20 protein-coding genes are annotated in these 23,263 nt (G+C 71.3%); 10 read left to right on the top strand and 10 right to left on the bottom strand.

Annotated features, from left to right (window positions below):
- Positions 1 to 25: 25 nt before the first annotated feature.
- From ACFQQI_RS05890 to ACFQQI_RS05880, 3 genes are read left to right on the top strand one after another with little or no spacing between them, the layout of a single operon-like run.
- The gene (locus tag ACFQQI_RS05890; protein WP_378559318.1) at positions 26 to 1,108 is read left to right on the top strand and encodes a ferredoxin reductase; all 1,083 of its coding nucleotides are present in this window, start codon (positions 26 to 28) and stop codon (positions 1,106 to 1,108) included.
- Positions 1,109 to 1,126: 18 nt separating this feature from the next.
- Positions 1,127 to 2,221, top strand: a complete 1,095-nt coding sequence (locus ACFQQI_RS05885) for a fatty acid desaturase family protein (RefSeq protein WP_378559315.1) — start codon at positions 1,127 to 1,129, stop codon at positions 2,219 to 2,221.
- Positions 2,222 to 2,231: 10 nt separating this feature from the next.
- The gene (locus tag ACFQQI_RS05880) at positions 2,232 to 2,444 is read left to right on the top strand and encodes a hypothetical protein (RefSeq protein WP_378559312.1); all 213 of its coding nucleotides are present in this window, start codon (positions 2,232 to 2,234) and stop codon (positions 2,442 to 2,444) included.
- Here the strand turns inward: ACFQQI_RS05880 and ACFQQI_RS05875 are convergent.
- Both ACFQQI_RS05875 and ACFQQI_RS05870 read right to left on the bottom strand, forming a co-directional pair.
- A complete protein-coding gene (locus ACFQQI_RS05875; RefSeq protein WP_378559309.1) occupies positions 2,441 to 2,845 on the bottom strand; it encodes an MmcQ/YjbR family DNA-binding protein in 405 nt (134 codons plus the stop codon). The two genes, ACFQQI_RS05880 and ACFQQI_RS05875, sit on opposite strands and share 4 nt — an antisense overlap.
- Before the next feature lie 8 nt (positions 2,846 to 2,853).
- Positions 2,854 to 3,516, bottom strand: a complete 663-nt coding sequence (locus ACFQQI_RS05870; RefSeq protein ID WP_378559306.1) for an acetoacetate decarboxylase family protein — start codon at positions 3,514 to 3,516, stop codon at positions 2,854 to 2,856.
- Between the two features lie 62 nt (positions 3,517 to 3,578).
- Between ACFQQI_RS05870 and ACFQQI_RS05865 the strand changes: the two genes are divergently transcribed.
- Both ACFQQI_RS05865 and ACFQQI_RS05860 read left to right on the top strand, forming a co-directional pair.
- Positions 3,579 to 5,855: a sulfatase-like hydrolase/transferase gene (locus ACFQQI_RS05865; RefSeq protein ID WP_378559303.1), complete on the top strand. Its 2,277-nt coding sequence runs from the start codon at positions 3,579 to 3,581 to the stop codon at positions 5,853 to 5,855.
- Positions 5,848 to 6,408: a TetR family transcriptional regulator gene (locus ACFQQI_RS05860; protein WP_378559300.1), complete on the top strand. Its 561-nt coding sequence runs from the start codon at positions 5,848 to 5,850 to the stop codon at positions 6,406 to 6,408. Before ACFQQI_RS05865 ends, ACFQQI_RS05860 begins: the two co-directional genes overlap by 8 nt.
- Before the next feature lie 24 nt (positions 6,409 to 6,432).
- Here the strand turns inward: ACFQQI_RS05860 and ACFQQI_RS05855 are convergent, their stop codons facing one another.
- Positions 6,433 to 6,609 (bottom strand): DUF6104 family protein, encoded by a 177-nt coding sequence (locus tag ACFQQI_RS05855; protein ID WP_378559297.1) that lies wholly within the window; start codon positions 6,607 to 6,609, stop codon positions 6,433 to 6,435.
- 124 nt (positions 6,610 to 6,733) lie between these two features.
- Positions 6,734 to 10,471, bottom strand: a complete 3,738-nt coding sequence (locus ACFQQI_RS05850; protein ID WP_378559294.1) for a multifunctional oxoglutarate decarboxylase/oxoglutarate dehydrogenase thiamine pyrophosphate-binding subunit/dihydrolipoyllysine-residue succinyltransferase subunit — start codon at positions 10,469 to 10,471, stop codon at positions 6,734 to 6,736.
- Positions 10,472 to 10,646: 175 nt separating this feature from the next.
- On the opposite strand from ACFQQI_RS05850, the gene ACFQQI_RS05845 reads away from it, so the two are divergent.
- From ACFQQI_RS05845 to ACFQQI_RS05835, 3 genes are read left to right on the top strand one after another with little or no spacing between them, the layout of a single operon-like run.
- Positions 10,647 to 11,258, top strand: a complete 612-nt coding sequence (locus tag ACFQQI_RS05845) for a hypothetical protein (RefSeq protein WP_378559291.1) — start codon at positions 10,647 to 10,649, stop codon at positions 11,256 to 11,258.
- Position 11,259: 1 nt separating this feature from the next.
- Complete coding sequence (locus tag ACFQQI_RS05840; protein WP_378559288.1) at positions 11,260 to 12,180, top strand: LCP family protein; 921 nt, start codon at positions 11,260 to 11,262, stop codon at positions 12,178 to 12,180.
- Between the two features lie 7 nt (positions 12,181 to 12,187).
- The gene (locus ACFQQI_RS05835) at positions 12,188 to 12,865 is read left to right on the top strand and encodes an HNH endonuclease family protein (RefSeq protein ID WP_378559285.1); all 678 of its coding nucleotides are present in this window, start codon (positions 12,188 to 12,190) and stop codon (positions 12,863 to 12,865) included.
- A gap of 15 nt (positions 12,866 to 12,880) precedes the next feature.
- Here ACFQQI_RS05835 and ACFQQI_RS05830 read toward each other — a convergent pair whose 3' ends face one another.
- The 6 genes from ACFQQI_RS05830 to ACFQQI_RS05805 all read right to left on the bottom strand — a co-directional run bounded on the left by ACFQQI_RS05830 (position 12,881) and on the right by ACFQQI_RS05805 (position 19,502).
- On the bottom strand, positions 12,881 to 13,714 hold the full coding sequence (locus tag ACFQQI_RS05830; RefSeq protein WP_378559282.1) for a mycofactocin-coupled SDR family oxidoreductase: 834 nt from the start codon (positions 13,712 to 13,714) through the stop codon (positions 12,881 to 12,883).
- Positions 13,715 to 13,805: 91 nt separating this feature from the next.
- Positions 13,806 to 14,648 (bottom strand): mycofactocin-coupled SDR family oxidoreductase, encoded by an 843-nt coding sequence (locus ACFQQI_RS05825; RefSeq protein WP_378559279.1) that lies wholly within the window; start codon positions 14,646 to 14,648, stop codon positions 13,806 to 13,808.
- Positions 14,645 to 15,679: an ABC transporter permease gene (locus tag ACFQQI_RS05820; RefSeq protein ID WP_378559276.1), complete on the bottom strand. Its 1,035-nt coding sequence runs from the start codon at positions 15,677 to 15,679 to the stop codon at positions 14,645 to 14,647. Before ACFQQI_RS05820 ends, ACFQQI_RS05825 begins: the two co-directional genes overlap by 4 nt.
- A gap of 7 nt (positions 15,680 to 15,686) precedes the next feature.
- Positions 15,687 to 17,222: a sugar ABC transporter ATP-binding protein gene (locus ACFQQI_RS05815; RefSeq protein WP_378559273.1), complete on the bottom strand. Its 1,536-nt coding sequence runs from the start codon at positions 17,220 to 17,222 to the stop codon at positions 15,687 to 15,689.
- Complete coding sequence (locus ACFQQI_RS05810) at positions 17,219 to 18,505, bottom strand: sugar ABC transporter substrate-binding protein (RefSeq protein WP_378559270.1); 1,287 nt, start codon at positions 18,503 to 18,505, stop codon at positions 17,219 to 17,221. The genes ACFQQI_RS05815 and ACFQQI_RS05810 overlap by 4 nt, the downstream gene beginning before the upstream one ends.
- A gap of 67 nt (positions 18,506 to 18,572) precedes the next feature.
- Positions 18,573 to 19,502 carry an alpha/beta hydrolase gene (locus tag ACFQQI_RS05805; RefSeq protein ID WP_378559267.1) on the bottom strand — a complete coding sequence of 310 codons (930 nt, stop codon included), beginning with the start codon at positions 19,500 to 19,502 and terminating at the stop codon, positions 18,573 to 18,575.
- Between the two features lie 221 nt (positions 19,503 to 19,723).
- Here ACFQQI_RS05805 and ACFQQI_RS05800 point away from each other — a divergent pair, with 221 nt between their 5' ends.
- Positions 19,724 to 21,670: a thiamine pyrophosphate-dependent enzyme gene (locus ACFQQI_RS05800; protein ID WP_378559264.1), complete on the top strand. Its 1,947-nt coding sequence runs from the start codon at positions 19,724 to 19,726 to the stop codon at positions 21,668 to 21,670.
- Positions 21,664 to 23,262 carry an AMP-binding protein gene (locus ACFQQI_RS05795; protein ID WP_378559261.1) on the top strand — a complete coding sequence of 533 codons (1,599 nt, stop codon included), beginning with the start codon at positions 21,664 to 21,666 and terminating at the stop codon, positions 23,260 to 23,262. The genes ACFQQI_RS05800 and ACFQQI_RS05795 overlap by 7 nt, the downstream gene beginning before the upstream one ends.
- Position 23,263 lies beyond the last annotated feature (1 nt).

Genomic DNA, 23,263 nt, shown 5'->3' with positions numbered 1-23,263 from the left:
CCGAAACTCGACCGAAGGAGTGAGCATGAGCCTCACCCAGATCGGTGGCCGCGTCCTCCGGTCGCGCACGGTTGCGGCACTCACCTCGCCGCACGGCGTCGACCGCTACCTCGAGCAGATCAACCCGATGTGGGCAGCCCACGACGTCCGGGCCCATGTGGTCTCGGTGCAGCGTGAGGTCGACGTGCCCGGGCACCCCCCGGTCGCGACGATCACCCTGCAGCCGACCTCGACCTGGCGCGGCCACCGCGCCGGCCAGCACGTGCAGCTCGGCGTCGAGATCGACGGCGCGCGTCGTACGACGCGGGTCTTCTCGGTCTCCAGCCCCGAGTCGCGCCCCGGGGACCGGATCACCATCACGCTGCGGGCGAACCCCGAGGGTGTCGTGAGCCGTTACCTCGTCGAGCGCGCACGGCCCGGCACGATCGTGCACCTCTCGCAGGCCGAGGGCGACTTCGTCCTCCCCGACCGGGTGCCCGAGCACGTGCTGATGATCAGCGGCGGCTCCGGAATCACCCCGGTGATGTCGATGCTGCGCAGCCTGCAGCGCCGGACCCACCGCGGCCGGATCACCTTCGTGCACTACGCGCAGAGCCCGGAGCACCAGATCTACGCCGACGAGCTCGACGAGATCCGGCGCTCCGGGCACGGCATCGACGTGCACCTGCTGCATCCCGAGCTGGGCGACCCGAACCTGTCCCCGGCGTACCTCGAGCGGCTGGTCCCCGGCTACCGCGACGTGTCCACCTGGGCCTGCGGCCCGGCGCCGATGATCGAGGCGGTGCGGGCGGCGTATGACGGGTCCGACGCGCTGCGCCTGGAGTACTTCAAGCCGCCCCGGACCACCGGCACCGCCGGCGGCGAGGTCGTCTTCGAGCGCTCGGGGCGCGCCAGCGCCAACTCCGGCGCGTCGCTGCTCGAGCAGGCCGAGGCCGCCGGGCTGACGCCGGAGTTCGGGTGCCGGATGGGCATCTGCTTCTCCTGCACCAGCCGCAAGACCGAGGGCACCGTCCGCAACGTGCTGACCGGCGCCGAGTCCTCGCTGCCCGACGAGGACATCCAGATCTGTGTCAACGCCCCCGTCGGCGACTGCGTCGTCGACCTCTGAGCCTCCGAGGAGGACATCATGAACACCACCACCCTGACCGACGAGCAGCTCCAGCAGTTCGGCGAGGAGATGGACGCCATCCGGCGCCGCATCATGGACGACCTCGGCGAGGACGACGCGGCGTACATCCGCCAGGTCGTGAAGACGAAGAACACCTTCGAGGTGGCCGGCCGCGCGCTGTTCTACCTGCCGCCCGCGTGGCCGCTCGCGGTCGCCTCGCTGTCGATCTCCAAGATCCTCGACAACATGGAGATCGGCCACAACGTGATGCACGGCCAGTACGACTGGATGGGCGACCCCGCGCTGAGCTCGCGGATGTACGAGTGGGACAACGTCTGCCCGAGCGAGCAGTGGAAGTACAGCCACAACTACATCCACCACACCTACACGAACATCCTCGGCAAGGACCGGGACATCGGCTACGGCATCCTCCGGATGGACGAGGACCAGCCGTGGCACCCCTACTACCTGGGCAACCCGGTCTACGCGTTCCTGCTGATGATCTTCTTCGAGTGGGGCGTGGCGATGCACGACCTCGAGGTCGAGAACATCGTCGCCGGACGCCGGAAGCTGTCGGAGAACAAGGCGTTGCACGCCGGGATCATGCGCAAGGTCAAGCGCCAGGCGCTCAAGGACTACGTGCTGTTCCCGGCGCTGACCGGACCGTTCTTCCCACTGACGCTCGCGGGCAACGCGACCGCCAACCTGATCCGGAACATCTGGGCCTTCAACATCATCTTCTGCGGCCACTTCCCGGCCGGCGTCGCGACGTTCAGCCAGGAGGAGTGCGAGGACGAGACCCGCGGCCAGTGGTACTACCGCCAGCTGCTCGGCTCGGCGAACATCTCCGGGGGCCGGCTCTTCCACGTGATGACCGGCAACCTCTCGCACCAGATCGAGCACCACCTCTTCCCGGACCTGCCGGCGCGGCGCTACCCGGAGATCGCGCCCGAGGTGCGCGAGATCTGCGAGCGCTACGGCCTGGCCTACAACACCGGACCGCTGCGCAAGCAGCTCGGCAGCGTCGCCCGGAAGATCTGCCGGCTCGCCCTGCCCGACCGGCGGCGACAGCGCGCGACCGAGCCGGTTGTCGCGGAGCCCGCTGCGGCGTGAGGATGACCCCATGAAGGACCACCTGAGTCGCAACGAGATCCGCAAGGACGCCGTGCAGGACACGGTCGAGGCCGCCGCCTCGACGGTCGGTCAGGTCGCCACGATCATCACCGGCGCGGTCCGCGACGTCGCGTCCGCGATCGGCGGCTTCGCGACCGAGGTGTTCGAGATCCGCGACTCGGCCCGCAAGGCGTCGGCCGAGCACGATCCCGATCACGACTAGCCGTCGAGCAGGCGCACGAGCTTCTGCGGCGCGCAGTTGCGGTAGGACTCGGTGACCAGCTCGGCCACCTCGGTCCAGTCGGTGTCGTCGTCGAGCACCATGCCGACGATCGTCGGCGACCACGGCGGCTGGTAGAACGGCAGGCCGGCGTGCGTCAGGGCGAGCAGCTCGTCGCCGACGGCGCGGAAGGTCAGGACCGTGCGGATGCTGTCGTCGCCGGTGATGTCGCGGTACGCCGACTCGTAGCCGGGCTGCGCGACCATCACGTGGGCGAAGGTCTTCGTCCGGATCCGCCAGCGCACGCCGGTCCAGGCCTCCTCCTCCCGGACCTCGGGGAGCCGGGTGGCGATCGCGCCGATCCGGCGTACGACGTCGACCTCGGGCTCGATGCGGCGCGGCACGGCCGGGGTCAGCCGAAGGACATCCGGAAGTCCGCCTGGCGGAACGACGCGAGCTGGCGCGCGCCGCGCAGCCAGGCGAGCGGCCCGTCTGCGGCGAAGTCCCAGCGTCCGCGGCAGGGGAGCGCCTTCGAGGACCCCTGCAACGTCGCGGTGCGCTCCGCGCCGCCGGTGTCGTCGATGCCCGGCTGCCAGGTCGTGCCCTTGAAGGGGACCCGCACCATCGCCCGGCTCACGTCGGTGAACGAGGCGCTCACGATCGGCCGCCGTCCCGCGGACGCCGCCCAGTCGGTCGACGACAGCGGGCCGCGGTGGCGGGTGTCGAGCTCGAAGTCGCACAGGTCCTTCGGGATCGCCCAGAGCTCGCGACCGCCGGCCACCGACGCGGGCGAGTCGACCCAGATGTCGGTGATCGAGACGCAGCGGCCGTGCTGCTCGGTCGGCACCAGCCGGGCGACGAGGAGCTCGGAGTAGGTGAGCGGGCTGCCCGGCTCGTACGAGACGAACGCGGCGCCGTACGTGCCGGCGGGGCGGAGCTCGTCGACCGGCGCACGGAGCCGGAAGATCGAGAGCCACAGCTGGCCGACCATCGCCCACGGGGCGGCGGGATAGGTGACCTCGCCGTCGGGCCGGGAGGAGGTGATCCACTCGATGTCTGTCGACTGCTGGGCCATGGGGGCATCCTGCCGTACCTGACGTACTGACGAAACTGTCAGTCCACTGACAGAATGGCTGCGTGCAGACCCAACGGATCACCACCCGTGTCGCGACCTCGGAGCCCCGTTTCGTGGAGTACCCGCGACCCGGCCGGCCCGACGCGCCGAACGTCCTCATGGTCGTCCTCGACGACGTCGGCTTCGCGCAGCTCGGGTGCTTCGGCTCCGGCATCGCGACGCCGAACATCGACCGCCTGGCCGCCCAGGGCCTGCGCTACAACCGCTTCCACGTGACCTCGGTGTGCTCCGCGACCCGTGCGGCGCTGCTCACCGGCCGCAACCACCACGCCGTCGGCATGGGCGTCACCCAGGAGGCCGCCCTCGGCTTCCCGGGCTACACCGGCCGGATCCCGCGCTCGGCCGCCTCGCTGGCGCGGGTCCTCAAGGACCACGGCTACAACACGCTCGCGGTCGGCAAGTGGCACCTCGCGCCGAAGAACGAGTACTCCGCGGCCGGCCCCTTCGACCGCTGGCCGCTGGGGCAGGGGTTCGAGCGCTACTACGGCTTCCTCGGCGCGGAGACCAACCAGTGGGCGCCGGAGCTGGTCCGCGACAACACCCACGTCGACCCGCCGTACACACCGGAGGAGGGCTACCACCTCACCGAGGACCTGGTCGACCAGGCGATCCGGATGGTCCAGGACCAGCAGCAGGCCGAGTCGCGCAAGCCGTTCTTCCTCTACCTCGCGCCCGGCGCCGCGCACGCGCCGCACCAGGTGACGGAGGAGTGGGTCGAGCCCTACCGCGGCCAGTTCGACGACGGCTGGGAGGCCTGGCGGCAACGGGCGTTCGACCGCCAGGTCGCCGAGGGGCTGGTCCCCGCCGACACCGAGCTGCCCGAGCGGCCGCCGTGGATCCCGGAGTGGGACACCCTGCCTGCCGACCAGCGCCGGCTCTTCGCGCGCTACATGGAGGTCTTCGCGGGGTTCGTCACGCACACCGACCACCACCTCGGCCGGCTCTTCGACCACCTCGAGGAGCGCGGCATCGCCGACGACACCCTCGTGATGGTCTGCTCCGACAACGGCGCGAGCGCCGAGGGTGGTACGACGGGCACGCTCAACGAGGCCGCCGGCTGGCTCGGCATGGCCGAGGACGTCGAGGAGTCGATCGCGCGCATCGACGACATCGGCGGCCGCGACGCCTACAACCACTACCCGTTCGGCTGGGCGTGGGCGGGCAACGCCCCGCTGCGGCTCTGGAAGCGGTACGCCTGGCTGGGCGGGGTGCGCACCCCGCTCGTGGTCCGGTGGGGTGGCCGGCTGGCCGGCCTCGGCGGTGTACGCCCGCAGTTCTGCCACGCCGTCGACCTCTACGCGACCGTGCTCGACGCGGCCGGCATCGCGCCGCCCGAGACCGTGGACGGCGTGACCCAGCAGCCCGTCGACGGCACCTCGCTGCTGCCGAGCTTCGCGGAGCCGGAGGCGGCCGAGCACCGCCTGGTGCAGTACTTCGAGATGTTCGGCTCGCGCGGCATCTACGAGGACGGCTGGATGGCCGTCACCGACCACGTCGCCAACCAGTTCGACGAGCGCGCGCACCTCACCGGCAGCTTCGACCATGACACGGATCGCTGGTCGCTCTTCCACCTCGCCGAGGACTTCTCCGGGGCCCGCGACCTCGCCGACGAGCATCCCGAGAAGGTGCGCCGGATGGAGGCGCTGTGGTGGGCCGAGGCCGGCCGCAACCAGGTGCTGCCGCTCTTCGAGTTCCCGGGCTCGATGGCGCACATGCACCCCGGTGAGTTCCCGCCGCCGACGTCCGGCACCTACGCGCCCGGGGGCGGACCGATCCAGGAGAGCCAGCTGCCGGCGCTGATGGGCGGCTTCGAGCTGACGGCGTACGTCGAGGTGCCTCCTGGCGGGGCCGAGGGCGTCATCACGGCGGTCGGTGACCGGCACGGCGGCTGGGCGACGTACCTCCTCCAGGGGCGGCTGACCGCCACCGTCGCGCTGCTCGACCGGACCGTCCGGGTCGCCGCGCCCGAGCCGGTGCCGGCGGGGGAGCGGGTGCTCTCGGTGCGCTACGAGCCCGGGCGAGAGGCGCGGCTGGTGCTGGCGGTCGACGGCGCCGACGTCGCCGCGACGGCCCTGCCCGGACTGCTCTTCTTCCCCAACCTGGGGTCCTCCGGGGCCGGCCTGCTGGTGGGCCGCGACCGCGGGCTCGCGGTCAGCCCGGACTACTGCCCGCCGTACCCCTTCACCGGCGCGCTGGCCCGCGTCGAGCTGCGCAGCGGGCGCCCGGACGCGCGGCCCGACCGCAGCGCGGAGCTGCGGGTGGCGCTGGCTGGTGACTGAGATCCCGCAGCCGGGTCGCCGCGAGACCCACAAGGCCAGCACCCGCCGGGCGCTGGAGGAGGCGGCGCTGCGGCACTTCGCCGAAGAGGGGTACGACGAGACGTCCGTCGACGCGATCGCCGCCGACGCCGGTGTCTCCAGCCGCACCTTCTTCCGCTACTTCGCCAGCAAGGACGAGGTCCTCGACATGGGCCGCGAGGAGCGGCAGGCCGAGCTGCGCAGCCGGATCCGCGACCTGGCCACGACCGACCTCACGTCCCTCGAGGTCGTCCGCACCGCCGTCGTCGAGCTCGCCCGCGGCTTCGAGGCCGACCGTGAGCGTGTGCACCTGCGCCAGCGCGCCGCCGCCACGTCACCGGTCCTGCGCGGCCGGCTCTACGACACGTTCCAGTCGTGGGAGCACGTCGTCGCCCGCGAGCTCGGCGGTGACGCCGACGCCCGCACACTCGCCGCGGTCGGCTTCGCCGTGTTCCGCGCCGGCACCGCGGTCTGGCTCGACGAGGGCGGGTCGCTGCCGGAGATCGTCGAGCGGGGGTTCGCGGCGCTGAGGTGACCCGAGACTCCGCGGCGTCTCCGCTCAGTCCTCGGGGTCGTCCAGCCGCGCCAGCCAGGTCGCGAACCGCTCGACGGCGGTCTCGAACTCGGGGTGGGTGTCGGTGAACTCCTGGAGCCGGTCGGCGAGCCAGGCCAGGGTGACCTCCTCGTCACCCCGGCGCTGCTCGAGCTCCTCGATCCCGCGGTCCGTGAAGTACATGCTTCCTCGTCACTTACTGGGTCTCGACACGCGGGTCACGGCTTCGCAGGCTCAGCCGTGCCGCTTGCTCGACCACCATTGTTCGCACGACGAGCACCGGCCGCGCTCGCTCGGCCGGCGGTCGTCATGCGAACGCGCGGGCGACGAGGTCCTTCTGCTCCTCGCCGTGGCGCTTGATCGTGCCGACGGCGGGAGAGGAGGACTCGGGCCGGGAGACCAGCTCGACCCGGGCGTCGACGTGCGGCCACACGTTGAGCGCGTAGTGCGGCCACGGGCCCATGTTGGCCGGCTCGTCCTGCACCCAGCGCACGGCCCGCAGGTGCGGGAACCGGGCGATCTCGGCGCGGATCTCGGACTCGGGGCGCGGGTAGAGCTGCTCGATCCGCGCGATCGCGAACCGCTCGCCGTCCTCGCGCTTGGCCCGCTCGACCATCAGGTCCCAGGTGACGCGGCCCGAGCACAGCAGCAGGGTGTCGACCTTGCCGCTGTCGGCGGCGGCGTCGGAGATGAACGGCTGGAACGTGCCCGAGGTGAAGTCCTCCGGCCGGGCCGCCGCCTCCTTGCGCTTCAGCATCGACTTCGGCGTGAAGACGATCATCGGCTTGTGCTCCTCGCCGAGCGAGTGCTGCCGCAGCAGGTGGAAGTACGACGCGGGCGTCGACGGCTGGGCCACCACGAACGCGTCGTCGGCCGCCATCGTCATGAACCGCTCGATCCGCGCGGACGAGTGGTCGGCGCCCTGGCCCTCGTAGCCGTGCGGCAGCAGCAGCACGACGCCGGACTGCTGACGCCACTTGCTCTCGCCGGACGAGATGAACTCGTCGATCACGGTCTGCGCGCCGTTGACGAAGTCACCGAACTGCGCCTCCCAGAGGACGAGCGCCTCGGGCCGCGCGACCGAGTAGCCGTACTCGAACCCGAGCGCGGCGTACTCCGAGAGCAGCGAGTCGTAGACGTAGAACTTGGCCTGGTCCTCGGTCAGGTTGGAGAGCGGCGTCCACTCGTCGGCGTTGCGCCGGTCGATGATCGTCGCGAACCGCGAGACGAAGGTGCCGCGGCGCGAGTCCTGGCCGGCCAGGCGCACCGGGCGACCCTCCATGAGGAGCGAGCCGAAGGCGAGGATCTCGCCGGTGCCCCAGTCGATCGGGCCCTCGGTGATCGCGGCGGCGCGGCGCTGGAGCTGCGGCATCACCTTCGGGTGGACGGTGAAGCCCTCCGGCGGCGTGACGTAGGCGTCCGAGATCCGCTTCATCACGTCGAGCGTGATCGCGGTGCTGGCCTCGCCGATCGGCTTGTCCGGGTAGTCGGGGACGGTCGTCCACTCCGACGGCTGGCTGCTCGCCTCGCGCACCTCGGTGAAGACCCGCTCGAGCTGCTGCTGGTAGTCGCGCAGCACCTGCTCGGCCTCCTCGATCGTGATGTCGCCACGACCGATGAGGGACTCCGTGTAGAGCTTGCGGACCGAGCGCTTCTGCTCGATGAGGTCGTACATCAGCGGCTGCGTGTACGACGGGTCGTCGCCCTCGTTGTGACCGCGCCGGCGGTAGCACACGAGGTCGATGACGACGTCCTTGTTGAACGCCTGGCGGTACTCGAAGGCGAGCCGCGCGACGCGGATGCAGGCCTCCGGGTCGTCGCCGTTCACGTGGAAGATCGGCGCCTGGACCATCCGCGCCACGTCGGTGCAGTAGAGCGACGAGCGCGACGAGCCGGGGGAGGTGGTGAAGCCGACCTGGTTGTTGACGACCACGTGGATCGTGCCGCCGGTGCGGTAGCCGCGCAGCTGCGACAGGTTCAGCGTCTCGGCGACCACGCCCTGGCCGGCGAACGCCGCGTCGCCGTGCACCAGCAGCGGCAGCACGGGGTACGCCGCACCCCGGTCGAGCACGTCCTGCTTGGCGCGGGCGATGCCCTCCAGGACGGGGTCGACCGCCTCGAGGTGCGACGGGTTCGCGGCGACCGAGACCTTGATCTCGGCGCCGGAGCCGGCGGTGAAGGCGCCCTCGGCGCCGAGGTGGTACTTCACGTCGCCCGAGCCCTGGACCGTGCGCGGGTCGATGTTGCCCTCGAACTCGCGGAAGATCTGGCTGTACTTCTTGCCGACGATGTTGGCGAGCACGTTGAGCCGGCCGCGGTGGGCCATGCCCATCGTGACCTCGTCGAGCCCGGCCTCGGCGGCCGCCTCGCAGATCTCGTCGATCACCGGGATCGTGGTCTCGCCGCCCTCGAGCGAGAAGCGCTTCTGGCCGACGAACTTGGTCTGCAGGAACGTCTCGAACGCCTCGGCCTGGTTGAGCTTGAGCAGGATCCGCAGCTGCTCCTCGCGGGGCGGCTTGGTGTGCGGCTGCTCGACGCGCTCCTGGATCCACCGACGCTGCTCGGGATCCATGATGTGCATGTACTCGATGCCGGTCGTGCGGCAGTACGAGTCGCGCAGGATGCCGAGGATCGCGCGCAGCTTCATGAAGCGGCGGCCCTCGCCCCCGAACGAGCCGGTCGCGAACTCGCGGTCGAGGTCCCACAGGGTCAGCCCGTGCGACTCCACCTCGAGGTCGGGGTGGGTGCGCTGGCGGTACTCCAGCGGGTCGGTGTCGGCCATCATGTGGCCGCGCACGCGGTAGGCGTGGATCAGCTCGAGGATCCGGGCCTGCTTCGAGATCTCGTCGTCGTGCGAGGTCGCGATGTCGGCGTTCCAGCGGATCGGCTGGTAGGGGATGCGCAGCGACCGGAAGATCTCGTCGTAGAAGTCGTCGCCGCCGAGCAGCAGCTCGTGGACCCGCTTGAGGAACTCGCCCGACTGCGCGCCCTGGATCACGCGGTGGTCGTACGTCGAGGTCAGCGTCATGGTCTTGCTGATGCCGTTGCGGGCGATCGCGTCGGCGGACGCGCCCTGCCACTCGGCGGGGTACTCCATCGCACCCACGCCGATGATCGTCCCCTGGCCCTTCATCAGGCGCGGGACGGAGTGGACCGTGCCGATGCCGCCGGGGTTGGTCAGCGAGATCGTGGTGCCCTGGAAGTCCTCGATCGTGAGCTTGTTGTCACGGGTCTTGCGGACGATCTCCTCGTACGCCGTCCAGAAGCCCGCGAAGTCCATCGTCTCCGCGGCCTTGATGCTCGGTACGAGCAGCTGGCGGGTGCCGTCGGACTTCTTGACGTCGATCGCGAGCCCGAGGTTGATGTGCGCCGGGGTGATCAGGTTGGGCTTGCCGTCGATCACGTCGAAGCCGACGTTCATCTCCGGCATCGTCCTCAGTGCCTTGACCAGCGCGTAGCCGATCAGGTGGGTGAAGGAGACCTTGCCACCGCGGGCGCGGGCGAGGTGGTTGTTGATGACCGTGCGGTTGTCCCAGAGCAGCTTGACCGGCACCGACCGGACCGAGGTCGCGGTCGGCACGCTCAGCGAGACGTCCATGTTCTGCGCGGTGCGGGCCGGGGCGCCGCGGAGCACGGTGTACGTCGGCTCGTCCTTCACGGGCGCCGGGGCGGCCGGACGCGACTCCTTCGGCACCGGGGTCGTGGTGCCCTTGGCCACCTCGGCGGCCTTGGACTCGGGGCGCGGCTTCGCGACCGGCGCCGGGGTCGGCGTCGGGTCGGGCTTGTGCTCCTGGACCGGGGCGGGCTGCGCCGTCGACTTGCTCTCCGGGGCGGTCTGCGTCGTACCGTTGGACCCACCGGAAGGCCCGCGGTCGGAGCCCTCGAGGTTCGAGGGAGTGCCGTTGGACTGGAAGTACTTCTTCCAGGTGGGATCGACGCTGTCCGGGTCCCGTTGGTACTGCTCGTACATCTCCTCGACGAGCCACTCGTTGGCGCCGAAGTCGGCAGATGCGAGCTCGGACTGACTACCTGGGGACTGCGGCACGGGTTGATTCGCCTCTTCCGGTACGTGCGCGGGGGAGTGTCAGACGTCAAGGCTAGACCCCCGGGCCAGCAAATGCAGACTGGCCGCAGGGCAATTCGGCGTGGTGTGCCGAGGGCCACAAGGTGACGTTGCAGACTTCGTCCCGATCGGCAATGGCAATGGGGAGTTTCGGAGTATGAGTCAAAGAGTCCGACGCAGGTCCGGGGTGCTCGCGGCGACGGTGGCGACCGCCCTGGCGGGGACCCTCGTTCTCGGCGGCTGCAGCGGCGGCGACGACGATCCCGCCGGCGAGCCCGACAGCGCCCCGAGTGCGACGACGGGAGCCGAGGAGGAGCCCGCGGTCGTGACCCAGGTCTCGTTCGGGGAGGTCACCGGCAGGCTCGGTCGGCCGCACCGCGCCCGCCTGTCCGAGGACGTCCGCTCGGTCGTCGACGGCTGGCTCGAGGCGGCGTACCTGGGTGGCGACTACCCGCGCACCGACTTCAAGGACGCCTGGCCCGGCTTCACGTCCGGAGCGCAGTCCGAGGCGAAGCGCGACGCGGAGCTGATGAGCAACCGCGACATCGGCGGCGACATCGACGGCGTCGAGCCGGTCGGCAGCGCCGTACGCATCGACGTGCTCGCGGTGAAGAAGAAGCCGGTCGGGGTCACGGCCCACGTGATCCTCAAGTTCGACACCAGCGGCGACAAGGCCGAGCGGGTCAAGGTCGCCGGACGCCTCTACCTGACGAAGGCCGACCGCGGCTGGCGGGTCTTCGGCTACGACGTCACCAAGGAGGCGATCTGACATGAGGCCCGACCTGAAGCACCGCTTCCCGCGTCTGCTCCGCATCGCGGCGATCGCGGCCGTGCTCGCGGTCGCCGGCATGGTCGTCCCCGACTCGGCCGTCAAGAGCACCGAGGTCGAGCTGGTGAAGATCCAGCGCGCCGACGGCGTCGACCTCACCCCCGACGTCGTGTGGATCCTGGCCGTGGGCTCCGACGCCCGGCCGGGCGAGGACATGACCCGCACCCGCGGCGACGCCCTCCAGCTGGTCGGCATGAACACCAAGACCGGCGCGGCCACCGCCATCGGCATCCCGCGCGACTCGTGGGTGCCGATCCCGGGCTACGGCTCCAGCCGTGTCAACGCCGCGCTCACGTACGGCGGACCGCAGCTGCTCGGCCGGACCGTCGGCAACCTCGTCGGCATCCAGCCCGACTACGTGTTCGTGACCCGCTTCCCGTTCTTCGAGGACATGGTCGACGACATCGGCGGCATCACCGTCTCCAACCCGCGGCCGTTCTACGACGAGAACCTCATGCGCAAGGGCTTCAAGAAGGGCCAGATCCACCTCAACGGGTACTCCTCGATGGCGTTCTCCCGGATCCGGAAGACCCTGCCGGGCGGCGACTTCGACCGGTCCGCCAACCAGCAGCGCGTGCTGCGCGGCATCCAGGCGCGGATCCGGACCCGCGCCGCCGTCCCCGGCTTCATCGAGCGCGGGGTGCTCACGGTGATGGCCCACATGCACACCGACCTGTCGCCGGCCGAGCTGTTCCGGCTCGGCCAGGCCGCGGCGCAGGTGCAGACGTCGAAGATCACCAGCTGCGTGGTCCAGGGCGGCATCGGCAACATCGGCGGCGCCAGCGTGGTGATCCCGTACGTCGACCAGGCCCGCCGCTACGGCGACGCGGCCCGCCAGGACGCGACGATCGAGCGCTGCTGACCCGGTGGTGACCCGGCTCGCCGCCGCCGCCGCGGGCGTGCTCCTGGCCTCGGCGTGCACGGTGACCGCCGAGGAGCCGCTCGCCCGGGACGAGCCCGTGGTCCGGGTGCTCTCGCCGGCCGCGGCGACCCGGGCGCTCGAGCGGCTCGACGTGGGTCCGCGCTCCGCAGCCGGGCCGGCGTACGACCGCGACGCGTTCGGCACCGCCTGGGCGGACACCGACGGCAACGGCTGCAACCAGCGCGACGACGTGCTGCTGCGGGACGCGGTGCCCGGCACCGTCACCGTCGGCACCCAGGACGGTTGCGACCACGACGTCCTCGCCGGCTCGTGGGTCGACCCCTACACCGGCCGCACCCTCACCTTCGACGACCTCAAGTCGCTGGCGCAGGCCCAGGCCATCCAGATCGACCACGTCGTCCCGCTCGCCGAGGCGTGGCGGTCCGGCGCCTCGGCCTGGTCGGAGGAGCACCGCGAGAGGTACGCCAACGACCTCGAGGTGCTGCTGGCCGTGGACGGGCCGACCAACGCCTCCAAGTCCGACGACGACCCCGCGGCCTGGCGCCCGCGCTGGGCCTTCCAGTGCGAGTACGCCGCGCGCTGGGTCGCCGTGAAGTCGGCCTGGTCGCTCGCCGCAGACCGCAGCGAGGTCGCCGCGCTCGGGGAGATGCTCGCCGCCTGCTGAGCGAGTCGGCCGGGACTACTTCACCAGCACGCCGCCGTCCACGGGGAGCGCGACGCCGGTGATGAACCGCGACTCGTCGGACGCCAGGAAGAGGACGGCGTTGCTGACGTCGATCGACTCCACCCACGGGATCGGCAGCAGGATGGTCTCGCCGGACGCCACCGCGAAGTCGTCCTTCGTCGGGTGCTCCACGTCGGGGGAGAAGAGCTCGTACATCGCCTGGTGCTGCACCATCTCGGTGTCGACCTGGGTCGGGTTCACCGAGTTCACCCGGATGTGGTGCTCGGCGAGCTCCTGGGCGAGGGTCTTCATCAGGCCGACGACGCCGTGCTTGGCCGAGACGTAGTGGCCGACGCCGCCGTACGCCCGGAGCCCGGCGACCGACGAGGTGAGGACGATCGAGCCGCCCGTGCCCTGGGCGACCATGACCGGCACGGCGGCCTTCACGGTGCGCCAGACGCCGCTGAGGTTGATGTCGATCATCTGTCCCCAGGTGGACTCGTCGAGCTCCTCCACGGAGCCGAACGAGAGGATTCCGGCGTTCGCCGAGACGATGTCGAGGTGGCCGAGCTCCGCCACGCCGGCGTCGACGGCCTCCTTGAGGGAGTCGTAGTCGCGGACGTCCGCGTGGGCCGTCACGATGCGACGTCCGAGTGCCTCGACCTGGCGCACGGTCTCCGTCATGTCGTCCTCGGTGGCCATCGAGTAGGGGACCGTGTCGATGTCCTTCATCGCGTCGACGGCGATGATGTCGGCGCCCTCCTGCGCCAGCCGGACCGCGTGGCTGCGACCCTGGCCGCGCGCTGCGCCGGTGATGAATGCGACCTTGCCTTCGACGCGTCCTGTCATGGTTCTCGTCCGTCCAGTCGGGTGCTGCTCGTTCGGGTGGTTGCTGCGGACCTGCTCGGCCCCGGGGTCGGTCACGCTCCTGTGATGACGCTCACTTGACCAGCACCCCCGCGTCCACGGGAAGTGCCACGCCGGTGATGTAGCGCGACTCCGGCGACGCCAGGAAGAGCACGGCGTCACTCACGTCGCTCGCCTCGACCCACGGCACCGGCAGCGCGTTCATGGCCTGCGACACCGGCGCGAAGTCCTCGCGTCCGGGATGGTCGACGTCGGGGCAGAAGAGGGCGTACATGGGGTCGTTCATGATCATGGGGGTGTCGACCTGGGTCGGGTTGACGCTGTTGACCCGGATGCGGTCGGGCGCGAGCTCCTGCGCGAGCGTCTTCATCAGCCCGTTCACCCCGTGCTTGGCGGCGGTGTAGTGGGCGATGTTCGCGTAGCCCTTGAGACCCGCAGCCGAGCTCGTCAGCACGATCGACCCGCCCCGTCCGCCCGTTCGCAGGTGCGGGACGCTCGCGGCGACGGTGCGCCAGGTGCCAGAGAGGTCGACGTCGACCACGCAGCGCCAGGCCTCCTCGGTCAGCTCGTGGGCCGGCCCGGGTGCGTTGACCCCGGCGTTGGCGCAGACGACGTCGAGGCGCCCGAGCGCGCGGACGCCGTCGTCGACCGCCTCGCGCAGGGCCGCCCCGTCACGGACGTCGGCGACCCGGGCGACCGCCCGACCGCCCGCCGCCTCGACGGCGGCCACGGTCTCCTCAAGGTCGGCCTTCGTGCCGAGTGGATACGGCACCTCGGGCAGGTCCGCGCAGACGTCGACGAGGATGACGTCGGCACCCTCCTCGGCCAGTCGTACGGCGTGGCTGCGGCCCTGGCCGCGGGCCGCTCCGGTCACGAGGGCGACGAAGCCGGCGACCCGGCCGGCGCGCGCGCTCACTTGATCACCCCGTAGCGTCTGCGGTCGATCGTCAGCGCCACCGCGGCGATCACCACGATCCCCTTCACCACGAGCTGGGTGTACGGGTCCACGGCAGTGATGTCCATGCCCGAGCCGAGGATGACGATGACCAGCGCACCGAGCAGCGTCCGGTGCGGACCGCCGACGCCGCCCGAGAGCGCGGTGCCACCGACGACGATGGCCGCGATGGAGTTGAGCAGGCTGGCGTCGGCACCCATCGGCACACCGGTGCTCGCCTGGCCGGTGAAGATGATCCCCGCGATCGCCGCGATCGCACCGGCGAGCGCGAAGACCGACAGCTTGACCGCCCGCACCCGGATGCCGCTCAGCGCGGCGGCGCGCTCGTTGCCGCCGACGGCGTACAGGTGCCGGCCGTAGGACGTGGCGAACGCGATCACCGTGAGCAGCACCGTGAGGCCGATGGCGATCAGGGCGCCGTTGGGGATGCTCCCGATCGTCGACTCGTTGACGAGCGTCTGGAGCAGGCCCGAGGTGAAGGAGACCGGGCCGCCGTCGGAGATCTGGTTCGAGATGCCGTTGAGGATCGACATCATCCCGAGGGTCACCAGGAACGACGGCACCTTCAGGAACGTCGTGATCAGTCCGTTGGCCAGCCCGACGAGGGCACCCACGGCGATCACCATCCCGATCGCGAGCACGCCGCCGTAGTCGTCGATCCAGGTGGCGATGAGGATGCCCGCCAGCGTCGCGTTGGCCGCCACCGACAGGTCGATGCCGCCGATCAGGATGACGAACGTGCCGGCCAGGGCGAGCACCGTCAGGAAGGCCATCTGGCGCAGGATGTTCTGCGCCGACCCCTCGGAGACGAACGCGGGCGACTGCGACTGGAAGTAGAGGATGAGGCCGACGAGGGCGAGCACCGGAACGAGGATGTTCCGGTAGCGGCCCCACAGGCTCCCGGCGAGCGCGATCGGCCCGTCGCCCGGGGCGCCGGAACCGCGTGGCTGCCTCGGCGGCGTCGCCGTCTCATCCATCAGGTTCTGGGTCATTCCGTCCTCACATCATGTGCTCGACGATGTCGATCTCGGTGGGCTTGGCGGATCCGGAGGCATCGATCTCGGCGCTCACCCGGCCGTCGCGCATGACGACGACCCGGTCGGCGAGACCGATCACCTCCTCGAGGGACTCCGTGCACAGGACGACGCCGACGCCGTCCGCGGCCAGGGCGCGGATCAGCCCGTAGATCTCCTCGCGGGTGCCCACGTCGATGCCGCGGGTGGGGTCGTCGAGGACGAGGACCCGGCAGTGGCCGCGTCCGATCCAGCGGGCGAAGACCGTCTTCTGCTGGTTGCCTCCGCTCAGCTCGCGCACCGGCACCGACAGCGAGCTGGCCTTGACGGCGAGCTGCCGGCCCAGTGCGGTCGCGCGGGCCCGCTCCTCGCGGATCCGCAGCAGCCGCACCGAGCGCCGGGCGAGCAGGTCGAGGAACCCGATCGTGATGTTGCTGCGCACGGAGGCGTTGGGGAAGAGGGAGTCGCGGGCGCGCTCGGGCGGCACGTAGAGGACGCCGTGCCGGACGGCACTGCTGACGCTCCACCGTCGTCGGGCCCGGCCGGCGACCACGACCTCGCCGTGGTCGAGGGCGACGGCGCCGGCGATCGCCGCCGCGACCGACGACTTGCCCGATCCGACGACGCCGGCCAGGCCGACGATCTCGCCGGGCCGCACGACGAGGTCGACGTCGGCGAACTCGCCCGAGCTCGCGGCCGAGCGCAGCTCGAGGACCGGCTCGTCACCCTGCGCGCCCGACTGCTCCTCCTCGCGGTAGTAGTCCTTGCTGCGCTCGCGGCCGACCATGAGCGCGTGCAGCTGCTGGTCGGTGACCCCGTCGTTGGCGAGGGTGTCGACCACCCGGCCGTCGCGGAGCACCAGCAGCCGGGTGCTGAGCCGCAGCACGTCCTGGAGGATGTGCGAGACGTAGATGAACGCGACCCGGTCCCGCCAGCGGGCGATGAGGTCGAAGAGGATCTCGGCCTCGTGCTCGGTCAGCGCGCTGGTCGGCTCGTCGAGCAGGATGATCGGCGGCGCGTCGCTGCTGCGGGCGATCGCGAACGCCTTGGCGATCTCGACCAGCTGGCGCTGGGGATAGGAGAGGTCGGCGACGACGGCGTCGGCGTCGACCTCGGCGAGGTGCAGCTCGGCGAGCAGGGCGCGGGCCTGACGCCGGAGCCGCCGCCCGCGTCCCGGGGCGCGGCCGACGGTGTCCACCTCGCGACCGAGATAGAGGTTCTCGTAGACCCGCAGCGACTCGACGAGCGCCTGCTCCTGCACGACCACGGACACGCCCGACGCGCTCATGGCGCGGGCGTCACCGAGGTGGGCCTCGTTGCCGTGCACGCGCACCACGCCGGTGTCGGGCCGCACGGTTCCGGCCACGACCCCGATGAGCGTCGACTTGCCGGCGCCGTTCTCCCCGATGAGGCCGAGCACCTCGCCGGGCCGGACCTCCAGGGACACGTCCTGGAGCGCGCGGACCGGCCCGTACGACTTCGAGACGCCGGTCAGGTGGAGGGTGGGAGCGGCAGCCGTCATGCGACGAGCGAGTCCTTGAACTCGAAGAGCGGCCCCGACTTGAAGGCCTTCTCGTACGTCGCGCGCACGCCGGCGATGTCGGCGTCGTCCCAGGCCGAGTTGAGCTGGTACTCGTCCTGCGGGACGCCCGCGTAGTACTCGTTGGGGTCGATCGGGTTGAGCACGGTCTGCGGGTCCCAGGCATCGGGGTTCAGCGCCCGGCTCATCTTCTCCCAGTCGAACGGCAGCTGCGCGCCGTAGATGGTCTTGAGCACCTTGTCGGCGGAGTCGGGGTCGACCAGCAGCGCGCCCTGCGACATGAACCGCTCCGGGAGGCTGAACTCCACGCCGTTGAGCGCGTCGAAGGCGGTGATGCCGAGCAGGCCCGCGGTCAGGCCGCCGATGGTGGCGCTGGTGAGGTACTGCTTGCCCTCGGCGATGTACTCGACGTTCTGCTGGTTGCCGTCGAATCCGGTGACGAACTTGCCCGAGATGCCCTGCGCGTCGAGCGCCGCGATCACGCCGGCGGCCTCGCTGTCGTTCTGCGCGAAGACGCCGACGAAGTCGGAGACCGACGGCAGCGTGTTCTCGAAGGCCTTCCGCGCGTCCTCCGAGGTCCAGTTGCCCGGCGAGGTGGTGACGATCTCGATGTCGGGGAAGTCCTTCAGCGCCGTCTCCATGCCGGCCGTGCGCTGGTCGTCGGCCGAGGAGCCCTTCTGGCCGGGCACGTGGATGATGGTGCCGGAGCCGCCGACCTTCTCGAAGAGCGCCCGGGCGGTGGCCTCGGCGATCTTGACCGACGGCGGTGTGAGGAAGCGGATCCACTGGTCGGCGTCGGCCGGGGTGTACCACGGCGGCGCGGTGTAGGAGCTCGCGTAGAGGATGCCGGCGGCCTGGCAGGCCTTCGTGACCGCGGCGGCCTGCGCCTCGGTCGCGGGGGTGCCGAAGATCGACTTGCCGCCGGCGGCCTGCACGTTGCCGACCTGGCCGATCGCGGTGTTGACGTTGCCGTTGTCCTCGACGGTGCTGGTCTTGACGCCGACAGCGTCCATCGCCTGCTTGCCGCCGTCGGCGAAGGCCACGAAGAAGTCGTTCGACAGCGTCGTCACCTGGCACCAGGTCGGGTCGGTGGCCGTGGACCCGGAGCCACTGCCGGAGCCGGACGCGCTGTCGTCACCGCAGGCGGAGACGCTGACGACGATGCCGGCGGCCGCCATCGCGGAGAGGAACGATCGACGGGACATGGGGTGGGGGAACGGCGCGTTCCTGGCGAAGTCGACGAGCCTGGACTCGGTGGAAGCCATGGGGTCCCTCCTTCGGGACTGCCGGTCGGCACGCGCCGACCGGAGAGGAGTGGTGGAGTGGTGCCCGTCAGGTGTGGGCGGCGGGGGTGAGCAGCTGCGCGACGAACCACTCCGTCGCATGCTCGGCGGCGCGCCCGAGCTTGTCGCGATCGCTGTAGAGGGTCATGTGGCTCGTGTGGGGGAGCACCACGAGCTCCTTCTTCGACGTCGGGATCGCGTTGAACGACTCGATCTCGAGGTCCCACAACGTCAGGTCGTCGCCCTCGGCGACGATCATCATGGTCGGTGTGTCGTAGATCCTCGGCACGAAGAAGTTGACGTCGTAGTCGAGCAGCAGGTCGACGGACTCCATCGTGCTGAGGTTCTGGTAGAGCGGTGCCTCGGTGGCCTGGAGCTGGGCGAAGGTGTGCTTGGTCTCCGGGAACGGCCAGGCCGAGAGCTCGTGCTCGGGGTCCTCGCTCGCGTGCGGCAGGTAGAGCCGCTTGTCCGGATCGTCGAAGCGCAGGCGGCGGTCCTCGAGGATCGCGTCCCACAGGCGCCGGTAGCCCATGGTGCCGTGGACGCGCCGCATGTTGCGGTAGCCGTCCACGACCGGGATCTGGCTGACGATCGCCTTCACGCGCGGGTCGGTGGCCGCGAGGATCAGCACGTGGCCGCCTGAGTAGGAGATGCCCCAGGCGCCGAGTCGCTCGGGGTCGATGCCGGGCAGGCGCTCGAGGAAGCTGAGCGCGTTCTGGTAGTCGCGCACCTGGGCGACCGGGTCGAGGTGCTGGCGGGGCTCGCCGTCGGACACCCCGAGGTTGCGGTAGTCGAACACCAGGGCGGCGATGCCGGCCGAGGCGAAGGCCTCGGCGTAGTACGGCATCACCAGCTCGCGCACGTAGCACCAGCCTCCGGCGAGGACGACGGCCGGCGTCGGGCCCTCCGTGTCCGGTCGATAGAGCCAGCCGCGCACCGTGGTGCCCTCGCTCTGGAACTCGACGTCTTCTCGCTGCATGGGCCCTCCGTCGTGAGCCGTTTCGTGGTCGGGCGCCGGCCGGGATCCGCGACTGGGACCGGATGGCCGAGCGGGCTCCATCGTGACGACGGTCACTCGGTGGTGTCAAGTGTCACTGGACACTTTTGTCAAGTGATGGTTCACGCTAGCGTAAAGCATCACTGGACATCGGTCGATGGGATCGGGCTGCTCCAGCGACGGGAAGAGGAGCCCTGTTTCGGATGGACGACGACGAGCTGCTCGCGGCGTACGAGCGGATGTGCCTGATCCGGCACCTCGAGGTACGGGTCTCGAAGCTGTACGCCGAGGGCGAGGTGCCGGGGTTCGTGCACACCTCGGTCGGCCAGGAGGCGTGCGCGGTCGGCGCCCTGTGGCACGCGCGGGCCGACGACGCGGTCACCTCGACCCACCGGGGGCACGGCCACGTGCTCGCCAAGGGGATCTCGCCGCGTGCCATGCTCGCCGAGCTGATGGGCAAGGAGGCCGGCGCCTGCCGGGGCCGCGGCGGCTCGATGCACGTCGCCGACCCGGGGCTCGGCATCCTGGGTGCCAACGGCATCGTGGGCGCCGGGCTGCCGATCGCCGTCGGAGCCGCGCACGCCCGGTCCGTCGCGGGCGCCGGGTCCGCGGCGGTGGCCTTCTTCGGTGACGGCGCCGTCGCCACGGGGGCGTTCCACGAGGCCACCAACCTGGCCGCGCTCTGGAGGCTGCCGCTCGTCCTCTTCTGCGAGAACAACCAGTACTCCGAGTTCTCCCGGGCCGCGGACCAGCACCCCGTGCCGATCGCCGAGCGCGCGCGTGGCTACGGCATCGGCTTCCGGCAGGTCGACGGCAACGACGTCGAGGCGGTCGCGGCGGTGATGGCGGACGTGCTCGCCGACGTACGAGCCGGTGCCGGTCCCGTCCTCGTCGAGGCCGTCACGCTCCGGGTGCGCGGACACTACGAGGGCGATCCGCAGCGCTACCGCGACGGGCTCGACGAGGTCGCGGTGGACCCGCTCGACGTGGCGCAGCGTCGGCTGCTCGAGCGCGGGGTGCCGGAGGAGTCGGTCGCCGCGGCCGAGCGCCGGGCCATCGAGGTCGTCGACGACGCCGAGGCCTTCGCCCGTCAAGCGCCGCCGCCCGACCCCGGCGGTGTCCTCGACGACGTGGTCAGCCCGCGCCGCCGCGTCACGGAGGCGCCTCTGCCGCCCGACGCCGCGGTGCAGAACCAGTCGCGCACCCTCCGCGCAGCACTGGGCGACGCCCTCGCCGACGACGACCGGGTCTTCCTCGCCGGCATCGACGTGGCCGGCGGCAACGTCTTCGGCATCACCCGGGGGCTGGCGGAGGCGCATCCCGGCCGGGTGCTGGACACCCCGATCGCCGAGACCGCGATCGTCGGGCTCGGTGTCGGTGCGGCGATGTCGGGCCTGCGGCCCGTCGTCGAGCTGATGTACCTCGACTTCCTCGGCGTCTGCCTCGACCAGCTGATGAACCAGGCCGCCAAGCTCCGCTTCATGACCGGCGGGGCCGTGAGCGTGCCGCTCGTGGTGCGTACCCAGTTCGGCTCGGGCCGGTCCTCGGGCAGCCAGCACTCCCAGAGCCTCGAGGCGCTGCTCGCCCACGTGCCGGGGCTGACCGTGGTGATGCCCAGCACCGGCCCGGACGCCTACGGCCTGCTGCGCGCGGCGATCGAGGACGACAACCCCGTGGTGTTCATCGAGCACCGGCTGCTCTACGACCAGAAGTCGCCCGTGCCACCGCCCAGCCACCGCGTCCCGATCGGCAAGGCGGCGGTCGTGCGGCCCGGCGCCGACGTCACCGTGGTCGCCTGGTCCCGCATGGTGCACCACGCGCTGGCCGCGGCGGAGACGCTGGCGGCGGAGGGTGTCGACGTGGAGGTCGTCGACCTCCGGACCATCGCGCCGCTCGACCGCGAGACGGTGCTCGCGTCCTTCGCCCACACCAACCGGATGGTGGTCGCGCACGAGGCGGTCACGGACTTCGGGGTCGGCGCGGAGGTCGCGGCGCTCGCGGTCGACCAGGGCTTCTGGTCGCTCGACGCCCCGGTCGTGCGCGTGGGGGCGCGACCGGGCCCGGCGCCGTACGCACCGGTGCTGGAGCGCGCCTGGGAGGCCGGCCCCGACGACATCGTGGCCGCCGTACGCCGGGTGATGGCGTGCTGACCCCGACCCGTCCGCACGGCATCACCGTGCCGGGCACGGACGGCCGGGTCGGCGACCTGCTGGTGCGGGCTGCGCGCAACCAGGGCGAGACCCCCGCGGTGGTCGACGGCGACCGCGTCGTGACCTACGACGAGCTGCACGCGCGCGCCCGCTCGTTCGCGGCCGGCCTGCGCGCGCGTGGCTTCGGCCCCGGCGACGTGGCCCTGCTCCAGCTCCCGAACTGGTGGGAGAGCGTCGTCGCGGCCTGGGGCACGTGGCTCGCGGGCGGCGTCGTGCTGCCCGTCGTCCCGATCTACCGGCGCCACGAGCTCTCCTTCGTGGTGCGTCAGGCCCGTCCACGGATCGCCGTCGCTCCCGAGGACCACCGAGGCCACGGCCACGCGGCGCTGCTCCGCGAGGTGTTCGCCGACACGAGGGTGCCGGCCACCGTGGTCGGCGTACGTGGGCCGGGTGGCGACCCCGACTCGTTCGAGGCACTTGTCGCGAGCACGCCCGTGGTCGACGAGCCGATGCCCGGGGCCGGGCCGGACGACGTCGCGCTCGTGCTCTACACATCCGGCACGACCGCCGACCCGAAGGGCGTGCTGCACACCCACCGCACGCTGCTCGCCGAGCTCGCGGCGATGGTCGATCACTGCGCGCTGGGCGCCGACGACCGGGTCTTCATGCCGTCCCCGCTCACCCACGTCACCGGCATCTCGTACGGCGTGCTGCTTCCGGCGGCACTCGGCACCACGTCGGTGCTGCTGGACCGGTGGGAGCCCGAGGTCGCCGCAGGTGTGATCGAGCGCCACGGGTGCCGCTTCACCGTGAGCGCGACACCCTTCCTGCGTGGCCTCACGGCGGCGTACGACGGGCGGGGCAGCCGCTCGGCGCTGCGCACCTTCGTGTGCGGGGGAGCCGACATCCCGCCGGAGCTCGTCGTGGAGGCCCAGCGGGTGCTCGGCTGCGGAGTGCTGCGGACCTACGGGTCGAGCGAGCTGCCCACGCTGGCGATGGTGCCGCGCGACCGGGGCGCCGCCGTACCGGATGCCGAGGGGCCGGTCATGTCCGGAGCCGAGATGATCCTGCGGGAGTCGGACGCCGGCGTGCCCGAGCTGCTGGCCCGGGCGCCGGAGCTCTTCGTCGGCTACCTGGACCCGGCGCTCAACCGCGCGGCGTTCACGGACGACGGGTGGTTCCGCACCGGCGACACGGCGGCGATCGACCGTGGCGTGCTGCGTGTCGTCGGGCGGATCAAGGACATCATCAACCGGGGTGGCGAGAAGTACAGCGCTGCTGAAGTCGAGTTCGCCCTGCTCGACCATCCCGACGTCGAGGAGGTCGCGATCGTGGGGTTCCCCGACCCGGACCTGGGGGAGCGGGCGTGCGCGTTCGTGGTGCCGCGGGACGGTGCGGCACCCGACGTCACGGCCCTCCGCGAGCATCTCGTGACGCACGGATTCGCCGTGCAGAAGGCACCGGAGAGGGTGGTCGTCATCGACGCGTTGCCACGGACCGCCAGTGGTAAGGTCCAGAAATTCCTGCTTCGCGGTCGGATCGGTGTGCAGCCTCCGCCGGCACGGCGGTCCGAGTCAGAAGGGGGAGCCTGAG

It is taken from the genome of Nocardioides sp. GCM10030259, from assembly GCF_042666375.1.
Classification (GTDB): Bacteria; Actinomycetota; Actinomycetes; order Propionibacteriales; family Nocardioidaceae; genus Nocardioides.
Note: the sequence above shows the minus strand (reverse complement) of the source record. Positions and strands in the feature narration are given on the sequence as shown.

Excerpts from the sequence above, each read along its gene's own strand:
- ACFQQI_RS05880 (WP_378559312.1), top strand. The coding sequence starts at position 2,232 with ATGAAGGACCACCTGAGTCGCAACGAGATCCGCAAGGACGCCGTGCAG.
- ACFQQI_RS05890 (WP_378559318.1), top strand. The coding sequence starts at position 26 with ATGAGCCTCACCCAGATCGGTGGCCGCGTCCTCCGGTCGCGCACGGTT.
- ACFQQI_RS05800 (WP_378559264.1), top strand. The coding sequence starts at position 19,724 with ATGGACGACGACGAGCTGCTCGCGGCGTACGAGCGGATGTGCCTGATC.
- ACFQQI_RS05885 (WP_378559315.1), top strand. The coding sequence starts at position 1,127 with ATGAACACCACCACCCTGACCGACGAGCAGCTCCAGCAGTTCGGCGAG.
- ACFQQI_RS05870 (WP_378559306.1), bottom strand. The coding sequence starts at position 3,516 with ATGGCCCAGCAGTCGACAGACATCGAGTGGATCACCTCCTCCCGGCCC.
- ACFQQI_RS05855 (WP_378559297.1), bottom strand. The coding sequence starts at position 6,609 with ATGTACTTCACGGACCGCGGGATCGAGGAGCTCGAGCAGCGCCGGGGT.
- ACFQQI_RS05840 (WP_378559288.1), top strand. The coding sequence starts at position 11,260 with ATGAGGCCCGACCTGAAGCACCGCTTCCCGCGTCTGCTCCGCATCGCG.
- ACFQQI_RS05845 (WP_378559291.1), top strand. The coding sequence starts at position 10,647 with ATGAGTCAAAGAGTCCGACGCAGGTCCGGGGTGCTCGCGGCGACGGTG.
- ACFQQI_RS05830 (WP_378559282.1), bottom strand. The coding sequence starts at position 13,714 with ATGACAGGACGCGTCGAAGGCAAGGTCGCATTCATCACCGGCGCAGCG.
- ACFQQI_RS05815 (WP_378559273.1), bottom strand. The coding sequence starts at position 17,222 with ATGACGGCTGCCGCTCCCACCCTCCACCTGACCGGCGTCTCGAAGTCG.
- ACFQQI_RS05805 (WP_378559267.1), bottom strand. The coding sequence starts at position 19,502 with ATGCAGCGAGAAGACGTCGAGTTCCAGAGCGAGGGCACCACGGTGCGC.
- ACFQQI_RS05820 (WP_378559276.1), bottom strand. The coding sequence starts at position 15,679 with ATGACCCAGAACCTGATGGATGAGACGGCGACGCCGCCGAGGCAGCCA.
- ACFQQI_RS05810 (WP_378559270.1), bottom strand. The coding sequence starts at position 18,505 with ATGGCTTCCACCGAGTCCAGGCTCGTCGACTTCGCCAGGAACGCGCCG.